Genomic DNA, 9,814 nt, shown 5'->3' on the forward strand with positions numbered 1-9,814 from the left:
CTGTTGCGTCATCGTCATCACTGCACCGTGATGCGCCGCGGCTGCGACGAAGCCTGGCGCTGCACGCTGATGTGCAGCACGCCGTCGCGGTACCTGGCGGTCACAGCGTCGGGGTCGGCATCGTCGGGCAGGGTGAGCACGCGTCGGAACGAGCCCTCGAAGCGCTCGTTGATGTGCACGGCTGCCTTGTTGGTGCCGGATTCGGGCAGGTTGTTGGCGCGCTGGCCGGCAATGGTGAGCAGGCCGCGCTCCAGGTTCACCTCGAGGCTGGACGGGTCGACACCGGGCGCGAACGCGTAGATCTCCACGGTCTGCGGCGTGCCGCCGATGTTCAGGGCCGGAAAGCCGTTGCGGCCGAAGCCCCGGATGGTCGGAGACAGGTCGAAGGCCTGCTGCATCTCGCGCTGCAGGCGATCCATCTCTGCAAACATGTCGCGCGGAAACAGGGATCGGTACATGGCGAAAACCTCCATTCAAAGAAAGAACAACAGGTTGAACGGCGCGCCGCAGGCGTGTGCCTCCAGCGCTTCCGATCAGCGAAATAGGCGCTCGCTGCGGGTTTTCAAGAGGGGATATCCGGGGGCGGTAACCCGATCGCCCGGGTGCTATGAAGGCCGATGCGGCAATTGAAAAAATCTCGACGCTAGGCCTCTTGAACGTGCGCCGCGCGGACCTAAATCGATCCTCGTCGAAATCGTCAGTCGTCATTCCAAACCTGAAGGAGATTTGTCATGCCGATGGACCTGCTCAAGCAGATTGCCGCCACCCGCCTGCCCGTGTCTTTCCGCACGCCCAAGGAGATCGACGAGGTCAGGATCCTGCGCCAGGCGGGGCTCGTGATTGCACTGATTCCGGCACCAGCCGACCCCCTGAAGCTGGCGGGCAGCGAGCCCGCGGCGCAGGTGCTGGCCATCACCGAGAAAGGACGCGAGGAGCTCGCGCGGATCCGCTACCCGGGCGAGCGGCCGCGGCCCGAGCTTGGCTCCCGAGGCCCGAGGAGCTGGCTCGGCGCAAAGCGCTTCGGACATGCATTGCAGCAAGTCTTACCCGCGCGAAGCCGCGATTCGCGCCCTTCGCAAGGTTTGTAGGCCGCATCCTTCCTGAACATGCGCGCAAATCCATCCGGCAGGATGCGTGGTTCCGCGCTGAATCCGATTCGCTCATGCAAGCGAAAGAATTCATCAGGAGACAGACATGGACTTCGAAGGCATCTACTGCTTTGACACGGCGGCCGTCCGCTTTGCGATCTACCCGGACGGCCACGATGGTGCGCGGATCATCGGGCAGATTTCGGAGGAAACCCTGCACGACGTGTTCGGTACCAGGGACCTGGGCGACCGCCTGCTGGAAACCTGCAAGGCGCACTTCGATGTCATTGGCGCGGCGGCGCTCGAGCGCTACCGCACCAACCCGAACCAGCCGATCGTGCTGACCGTGGACGATTTTTCGCGGCGCCTTTCTCCCCGGTCCGGGGGCTCGCAAACCGCACCGCAGTCCGCGCCGCTGGCTGCCTGAAAACACCGCGCCCGGTGGGCGGCCGGATATCGCCCCTGATCGCGTGATGGGCAACTCTCCGACACGGCAAGGAGGTTTCAGCCTTACCCGCTGCGCCCGGATTCTTTGCAAATTGTGTGCTCAGGCCTTGTAGATGCCGAAAGCGTGTTCCGTTGGACACCCGGTCGCTGGCCTTCATGCAAGCAAGGAACACCGGTGCCAGTGACCCAACTGCTTTCAGAGCCTGAGGCGCAAGACGCCTACCTGTTCCGCGAAGGAACGCATTCCCGCCTGTACGACCTCATGGGTTGCCACCTGCTGAAGGAGGGCGGCGCGCGCTTTGCGGTGTGGGCGCCCAACGCGGAATCGGTGACGGTGGTCGGCGACTGGAACCATTGGTCCGGCGACGCCGATCCTTTGGCGCCGTCCGCGGACGGCACCGGCATCTGGCTGGGCCGCGCGCCCCATGCCGCGCCGGGGCAGGCCTACAAGTACCGCATCCGCTCGCGCTTTGGCGGCTACACGGTCGACAAGGCCGACCCTTTCGCGTTCTGTGCCGAGCTGGCGCCCGCCACGGCTTCGCGCATCTGCGAACTTTCTTATGAATGGAGCGACGCCGAATGGATGGCCACGCGGGCCGCGCGCAATGCGCTCGATGCGCCGATGTCCGTCTACGAGGTGCACCTGGGTTCGTGGCGTCGCCGCGAAGGCCGGTTCATGGGCTACCGCGAGATCGCGCACGAACTCGCGGCCTACGTGAAGGAGATGGGCTTCACGCACGTGGAGCTCATGCCCGTGACGGAGCATCCCTTCTACGGCTCCTGGGGCTACCAGACCACCGGCTACTTCGCGCCCACGGCGCGCTTCGGCTCCCCGCAGGACTTCATGTACCTGGTCGATCACCTGCACCAGAACGGCATCGGCGTGCTGCTGGACTGGGTGCCTTCGCACTTTCCGACCGACGAGCACGGCCTTGCGTTCTTCGACGGCACGCACCTCTACGAGCATGCCGATCCGCGCCAGGGCTTCCACCCGGAGTGGAACTCCAGCATCTTCAACTACGGCCGCGCGGAGGTGCGCAGCTTCCTGGTGTCGTCGGGCCTGTTCTGGCTCGACAGGTACCACGTCGATGGGCTGCGCGTCGATGCGGTCGCGTCCATGCTCTACCTGGACTACGCGCGGCAGCACGGTGAATGGATTCCCAACCGCCACGGCGGGCGCGAGAACCTGGAGGCCATCGATTTCTTGCGGACCCTGAACCGAGCCGTCTACCGCGAGCACCCCGACGCGATCACCGTGGCCGAGGAATCGACCGCCTGGCCGCGCGTCTCGCGGCCGACCGACATGGACGGGCTGGGCTTCGGCGAGAAATGGAACATGGGCTGGATGCACGACGTGCTCGCCTACATGAAGGAAGAGCCGATCCACCGCAAGTACCACCACCACAAGATGACCTTCTCGCTGGTCTATGCCTTCCACGAGAACTTCGTTCTGCCGCTGTCGCACGACGAGGTGGTGCACGGCAAGGGCTCGCTGCTCGGCAAGATGCCGGGCGACCACTGGCAGCAGTTCGCCAACCTGCGCGCGCTGTTCGGTTTCATGTGGGCGCACCCCGGCAAGAAGCTGCTCTTCATGGGGGGCGAGTTCGGCCAGCGGCGCGAGTGGACGCACGACGGCGAGCTCGAATGGTGGGTCTGCGAGTTCGAAGGGCACGGCGGCCTGCAGCGGCTCGTGGCGCAGCTCAACCGCGTGTACCGCGATGCGCCCGCGCTCTACCAGCAGGATTTCTCGGCCTCGGGCTTCGAATGGGTTGCGGCCGACGATGCCGACGCCAGCGTGTTCGCCTTCCTGCGCAAGCCGCGCGACGGCCATCCGCCGCTGCTGGTGGTGAGCAACATGACGCCGGTGCCGCGCACCAACTACCTGCTGGGCGTGCCGCTGCCCGGCTTCTGGAGCGAGCTCATCAACACCGATGCCGTCGAGTTCGGCGGCTCCGGCTGGGGCAATCTTGGCGGCGTCGAGGCCGCACCCGTGCGTTCGCATGGCCGCATGCACTCGGTGTGCATGACCCTGCCGCCGCTGTCCACGCTGATTCTCGAGCACCGGCCATCATGAAAAAACTGTTCGCAATTCCGCAGGCCCCCGCGGCTTCCTCCGTGGCGCCCGAGGTGCAGGACGGCAACCGGCGCGCGGTCGTCGATGCCGTGCTGCCATCGGTGGACAACGGCCGCTTCGCCGTGAAGTGCATCGTCGGCGAAAGGGTGCAGGTGAAGGCGCACTGCTTCACCGACGGCCACGACGTGCTGCGCGTGCTGCTGTGCTGGCGTCCGCAGGGCAAGGCCGAGTTCCGCGAAGTGCCGATGAAGCCGCTGGTCAACGACGTGTGGGAGGCTTCGTTTGCGCCGCCCGCGCTCGGGCGCTACTTCTACACGGTGGTGGCCTGGGTCGATCCCTTCGAGTCGTGGCGCCATGAAATGACGCGCCGCGTGGACCCCGACGACGTGCGCATCGCGTCGCAGGTGGGCGCGCTCGAAGTGGCGGGCGCGGCCGAGCGGGCCGAGGGCGCGGACCGGCAGGCGCTGGCCAATTGGGCCACCGAGCTCGATGCCGTGGCGGCCGACCCCGGCGCGGATGTGTCGGCGCTCAAGGCGCTGGCGCTGGACGAAGAGCTGGCCATGCTGGCGCGCCGCCACCCGGACCGCCGGCACGAGGTGCGCTTTTCGCTCGAGCTGCCGCTGGAGGCCGAGCGCGAGCGTGCGCGCTTCAGCACCTGGTACGAACTGTTCCCGCGTTCGGCCGGCACCACGCCCGGCGTGCACGGCACCTTCAAGGACGTGGAGGCGCGGCTGCCCGCCATTGCGGCGATGGGCTTCGACGTGCTGTACTTTCCGCCGATCCACCCGATCGGCCGGGTGCAGCGCAAGGGCCCCAACAACGCACTGGCCAGCGGCCCCGACGACGTCGGCAGCCCCTGGGCCATCGGCGCGGCCGAGGGCGGCCACAAGGCCATTCTTCCGGCGCTGGGCACGGCCGAAGACTTTCGCCACCTCTGCGCAGAGGCCGCCTCGCATGGCCTGGAGATCGCGCTGGACATCGCCTTCCAGTGCGCGCCCGACCATCCCTACGTGAAGGCGCACCCCGACTGGTTCCGCTGGCGCCCCGACGGCAGCGTGCAGTACGCGGAGAACCCGCCCAAGAAGTACCAGGACATCTATCCCTTCAACTTCGAGAGCGAGGACTGGCGCGGCCTGTGGGCCGAGCTGCGCAGCGTGATCGAGCACTGGATCGGCGAGGGCGTGCGCATCTTCCGCGTCGACAACCCGCACACCAAGGCCTTCGCGTTCTGGGAATGGGTGATCGGCGAGATCCGGCGCCAGCACCCGGAGGTGATCTTCCTTGCCGAGGCCTTCACGCGGCCCAAGGTGATGCACCGGCTCGCGAAGCTGGGCTTCTCGCAGTCCTACACCTACTTCACCTGGCGCAACACCAAGCAGGAGCTGGTCGAATACTTCACCGAGCTTTCCACGCCGCCGGGCGTGGACTACTTCAGGCCCAACGTGTGGCCCAACACGCCCGACATCCTGCACGAGCAGCTGCAGGGCGGCGAAGCCTCGGTCTACATGGCGCGGCTGGTGCTTGCCGCCACGCTTGCGGCCAACTACGGCATCTACGGGCCGGCCTACGAGCTGCGCGAACACCGGCCGCGCTCGTCCGGCAGCGAGGAATACCTCGACTCCGAAAAATACCAGCTGCGCCACTGGAACCACGACGACCCGGGCAGCCTGGCGCCGTTCATCACGCGCGTGAACCGCATCCGCCGCGAGAACCCGGCGCTGCACCGGGACCGCGGCCTGCGCCTCCTGCGCATCGACAACGACCAGCTGCTGGCCTATGCCAAGGTGTCGGAGGGCGGCGACAACGTGGTCGTGACCGTGGTCAACCTCGACCCGCACAACGTGCAGTCGGGCTGGCTCGAACTCGACCCCGAAAGCGTGAATGTCGAGCGTTCGCGCCCGTTCCAGATGCACGACCTGCTGAGCGGGCAGCGCTTCATCTGGCAGGGCGGCTGGCACTACGTCAAGCTCGATCCGCACAGCGTGCCTGCGCACATCTTCGTCGTGCGCAGGCGCCACGGCGACGAGCGCGACTTCGACTACTTCCTGTGAGGCCGCAACGATGAACGCCCCTGTCTCCCACATTGCGCTCGAAACGGTAGAGATCGACATCAGCGACGACCCGCTGTGGTACCGCGATGCGGTGATCTACCAGCTCAACGTCAAGGCGTTCTTCGACTCCAACAACGACGGCATCGGCGACTTCAAGGGCGTGACCGCCAAGCTCGACTACGTGAAGGAGCTGGGCGTCAACACGATCTGGCTGATGCCCTTCTATCCATCGCCGCTGCGCGACGACGGCTACGACATCTCGGCCTACGAGGACGTGAACCCGCAGTACGGCACGCTGGACGACTTCCGCGAGATGCTCGACGCCGCGCACGAGCGCGGGCTGCGCGTGATCACCGAGCTGGTCATCAACCACACCTCGAGCGACCACCCCTGGTTCCAGGCCGCGCGGCGCGCGCCGGCCGGCTCGCCCGAGCGCGACTTCTACGTGTGGAGCGACACCGACCACATCTACCAGGGCACGCGCATCATCTTCACCGACACCGAGACCTCCAACTGGGCCTGGGACCCGGTGGCCAAGGCCTACTACTGGCACCGCTTCTTCAGCCACCAGCCGGACCTCAACTTCGACAACCCCGCGGTGCTCGAAGCCATCTTCAAGGTGATGCGCTTCTGGCTCGACATGGGCGTGGACGGCTTCCGGCTCGACGCCATTCCCTACCTGGTGGAGCGCGACGGCACCAGCAACGAGAACCTGCCCGAGACCCATGCGGTGATCAAGCAGGTGCGCGCCGCCATCGACGCGCAGTACAAGAACCGCTTCCTGCTGGCCGAGGCCAACATGTGGCCGGAAGACGTGCGCGAGTATTTCGGCGATGGCGACGAGTGCCACATGGCGTACCACTTTCCGCTGATGCCGCGCATGTACATGGCCATTGCGCAGGAAGACCGGCATCCCATCGTCGAGATCATGCAGCAGACGCCCGACATTCCCGAGGGCTGCCAGTGGGCCATCTTCCTGCGCAACCACGACGAGCTCACGCTCGAGATGGTCACCAGCAAGGAGCGCGACTACATGTACACCATGTACGCGGCCGACCTGCGGGCGCGCATCAACCTGGGCATCCGCCGGCGCCTGGCGCCGCTGATGGAGAACGACATCGACCGCGTGAAGCTCATGAACGGCATGCTGCTGTCGATGCCCGGCTCGCCGATCATCTACTACGGCGACGAGATCGGCATGGGCGACAACGTGTTCGTGGGCGACCGCAACGGCGTGCGCACGCCCATGCAGTGGAGCCCCGACCGCAACGCCGGCTTCTCGCGCGCCGATCCGCAGCGGCTGTACCTGCAGCCCATCATGGACCCGATGTTCGGCTACGAGGCGCTCAACGTGGAGGCGCAGGCGCGCGACAGCAGCTCGCTGCTCAACTGGACCAAGCGCATGCTGGCCGTGCGCAAGACCAGCCATGCCTTCGGCCGCGGCAAGCGGCGCTTCCTGAAGCCGGGCAACCGCAAGATCCTGGCCTACCTGAGCGAGTACGACGAGGACATCATCCTCACGGTGTTCAACCTTTCGCGCGCCGCCCAGCCGGTGGAGCTGGACCTCTCGGCCTTCAAGGGCCGCGTGCCCATCGAGATGCTGGGCCGCGCGCCGTTTCCGCCCATCGGCGAGCTGCCTTATTTGCTCACGCTGGCTTCGTACGGCTTCTACTGGTTCCGGCTCACTTCCGATGCCGAGATGCCCAGCTGGCACCAGGAGGGCGTGGCGCTGCAGGAGTGGCCCACGCTGGTGCTGTTCGACGGCTGGACCAGCTTCTTCCGCGACCGCGTGATGCCCTGGCGCATCGGCATGTCGGAGCGCATGCGCAACCAGTTCGAGCTGGAGACGCTGCCGCGCCACATCGAGATCCAGCGCTGGTATGCATCGAAGGGCACCGCCATCGAGCGCGCGCGCCTGGCCGACCACGTCATCTGGGAGGCAGGCCCGCTCAGCTGGATGCTGCCCTTGCTCGAACTCGACGGGCCGCCCGGCGGCGCCACCTACTTCATGCCGCTGGCGCTGGCCTGGGAAGAGCGCGACGAGGAGCGCATGGCCGGCGTCGCGCAGGCCGCGCTCGCCAAGGTGCGGCAGCAGGCGCAGGTGGGCCTGATGGGCGATGCGTTCTACGACGAAGCCTTCTGCCGCGCATTGGTGCTGGCCATCCGCAGCGGCATGGAACTGGAAACCGCGCAGGGGCGGCTCCGGTTCCGCGCGACGGCCGCCTTTGCCGAAGTGGAGGCCGACATCGCCAGCCTGCCGATCGGGCGGCCGAGCGGCGTGAGCAGCAACACCGTGGTCACGCTCGACGAAACCCTGTTCCTCAAGGGCTATCGCCACCTGCGCGAAGGCCTGAACCCCGAGCTGGAGATGGGCCGCTTCCTGACCGAGGTCGCCAGGTATCCGCATTGCGTTCCGGTGCTGGGCGCGCTCGAATACACCGGCAATGACGGGCGCACCATGACGCTGGCCATGGTGCAGTCCTATGTGTCGAACCAGGGCGACGGCTGGGACCACACGCTGGGCTACCTGGAGCGCTTCCTGCGCGACTTTGCCACCACCGACGGCGCGCTGCCGGACCCGATGGCCGTGCATGGCGGCTTTCTCGCGCTCATGGCCACGCTGGGCCGGCGCACCGCCGAGCTGCACCAGGCGCTCGCGCTGCGCACCGGCGCGGCGGCCTTCGACCCCGAGCCGCTGCTGGACAGCGACATCGCCCGCTATTCGGCGCAGGCCCGCGCCGACGCCACCGCCACGCTGGCGCTGCTGCGCGAAAGGCTGGCCCAGCTGCCAACGCCGGCGCAGCCCGACGCCCAGGCCCTGCTCGCCATGGAGGACGCGCTGCAGGGCTCCATCGCGGCGCGCAGGCCGCAGGCGCAAGGCGGCATCCAGAGCCGCTACCACGGCGACTTCCACCTGGGCCAGGTGCTGCTGCGGGACAACGACTTCGTGATCATCGACTTCGAAGGCGAGCCGGCGCGCAGCTTCGACGAGCGCCGCGCCAAGGGCTCGCCGCTGCGCGACGTGGCCGGCATGCTGCGTTCGTTCAACTATGCGCGCTGGGCCGCGCTGCGCCGCGTGGCGCAGAGCGTGGAGGAGGCCGCCTACCTGGGGCCGCCCGCCGCCGCCTGGGAGCAATGGGCACGCCAGGCCTTCCTGGACGGCTACATGGAGGCCGGTACGGGAGAAGACATCACCCGCATCGACGCCCACCTGCTCGCGCTGTTCGAGACCGAGAAGGCGCTGTACGAACTGCGCTACGAGCTCAACAACCGCATCGACTGGGCGCAGGTGCCGCTGAACGGCGTGCTCGCGCTGCTGCAGGTGGAGCGGCCCGGTTGATGCTTGCACCGCATTCGCCGCCTTCGTCCGCAACCGCAACCACGCACCGGAGAGAAACATGGACCGATTTGGCATTCACCTGGAGCCGCTGAACGCAATGCTCTACCAGGTCGGGGCCTTCGTGCCCCGCCTGGCGATTGCATTGGTGGTGGTGCTTGCCGGCTGGCTCATCGCCAAGACGGTGCGCTTTGCGGTCACCAAGGCGCTGCGCGCCATCAACTTCAACGTGCTGACCGAGCGCGCGGGGCTCGACAACTTCCTGCGCCAGGGCGGATGGCCGGGCGACACCAGCAGCCTGTTCGGCGTGCTGGCCTACTGGCTGGTGATCTTTGCGGCACTGCTGCTGGCCTTCAACGGCATGGGCCTGAGCTACATCGCCGACCTGCTCGGGCGCGTCGTGTGGTTCGTGCCCAATCTCTTCGTGGCCCTCTTGGTGCTGGCCTTCGGTTCCTACTTTGCCCGCTTCGTGGGAGAGGCGGTGTCGAGCTACTTCCGGGGTGCGCAGCTGCGCGACGCCATGCTGCTGGGGCAGATCGCGCGCTATGCGGTCATGGCCTTCGTCATCCTGATTGCGCTGGACCAGGTCAAGGTGGGCGGCGACATCGTGCGCGAGAGCTTCCTGGTGATCCTGGCGGGCGTGGTGTTCGCGCTGGCGCTGGCCTTCGGCCTCGCCGGCAAGGACTGGGCGGCCGAGCAGATCGAACGCTGGTGGCCGCGCCTGCCGAAGGACGACAGCAACAACAGCAGCGGCGCGGCCAAGCCCAACCCGAACCCGCCCGGCGAGCGCCCGCCGCGCTGAATTTTCTTTCTCCCA

7 protein-coding genes are annotated in these 9,814 nt (G+C 67.1%); 6 read left to right on the top strand and 1 reads right to left on the bottom strand.

The features are described 5' to 3' along the window. Nucleotides 1–17: 17 nt before the first annotated feature. Complete coding sequence (locus tag RZE77_RS10760; RefSeq protein WP_319441824.1) at nucleotides 18–458, bottom strand: Hsp20/alpha crystallin family protein; 441 nt, start codon at nucleotides 456–458, stop codon at nucleotides 18–20. A 273-nt stretch (nucleotides 459–731) separates the two neighbouring features. Here RZE77_RS10760 and RZE77_RS10765 point away from each other — a divergent pair, with 273 nt between their 5' ends. From RZE77_RS10765 to RZE77_RS10790, 6 genes are all read left to right on the top strand, one after another. Next, nucleotides 732–1,088, top strand: a complete 357-nt coding sequence (locus RZE77_RS10765) for a hypothetical protein (RefSeq protein WP_319441825.1) — start codon at nucleotides 732–734, stop codon at nucleotides 1,086–1,088. Between the two features lie 106 nt (nucleotides 1,089–1,194). Next, on the top strand, nucleotides 1,195–1,515 hold the full coding sequence (locus tag RZE77_RS10770; protein ID WP_319441826.1) for a hypothetical protein: 321 nt from the start codon (nucleotides 1,195–1,197) through the stop codon (nucleotides 1,513–1,515). Nucleotides 1,516–1,710: 195 nt separating this feature from the next. After that, on the top strand, nucleotides 1,711–3,609 hold the full coding sequence (gene glgB / locus RZE77_RS10775) for a 1,4-alpha-glucan branching protein GlgB (protein ID WP_319441827.1): 1,899 nt from the start codon (nucleotides 1,711–1,713) through the stop codon (nucleotides 3,607–3,609). Next, complete coding sequence (locus RZE77_RS10780) at nucleotides 3,606–5,660, top strand: alpha-1,4-glucan--maltose-1-phosphate maltosyltransferase (RefSeq protein WP_319441828.1); 2,055 nt, start codon at nucleotides 3,606–3,608, stop codon at nucleotides 5,658–5,660. Before glgB ends, RZE77_RS10780 begins: the two co-directional genes overlap by 4 nt. 10 nt (nucleotides 5,661–5,670) lie before the next feature. Continuing rightward, the gene (gene treS, locus RZE77_RS10785) at nucleotides 5,671–9,000 is read left to right on the top strand and encodes a maltose alpha-D-glucosyltransferase (protein WP_319441829.1); all 3,330 of its coding nucleotides are present in this window, start codon (nucleotides 5,671–5,673) and stop codon (nucleotides 8,998–9,000) included. A gap of 58 nt (nucleotides 9,001–9,058) precedes the next feature. After that, nucleotides 9,059–9,799, top strand: coding sequence for a mechanosensitive ion channel family protein (locus tag RZE77_RS10790; protein ID WP_319431752.1), 741 nt, complete (start codon nucleotides 9,059–9,061; stop codon nucleotides 9,797–9,799). The last annotated feature ends 15 nt before the right edge of the window (nucleotides 9,800–9,814 follow it).

It is taken from the genome of Variovorax sp. SPNA7, from assembly GCF_033807855.1.
Taxonomy (GTDB): Bacteria; Pseudomonadota; Gammaproteobacteria; order Burkholderiales; family Burkholderiaceae_C; genus Variovorax; species Variovorax beijingensis.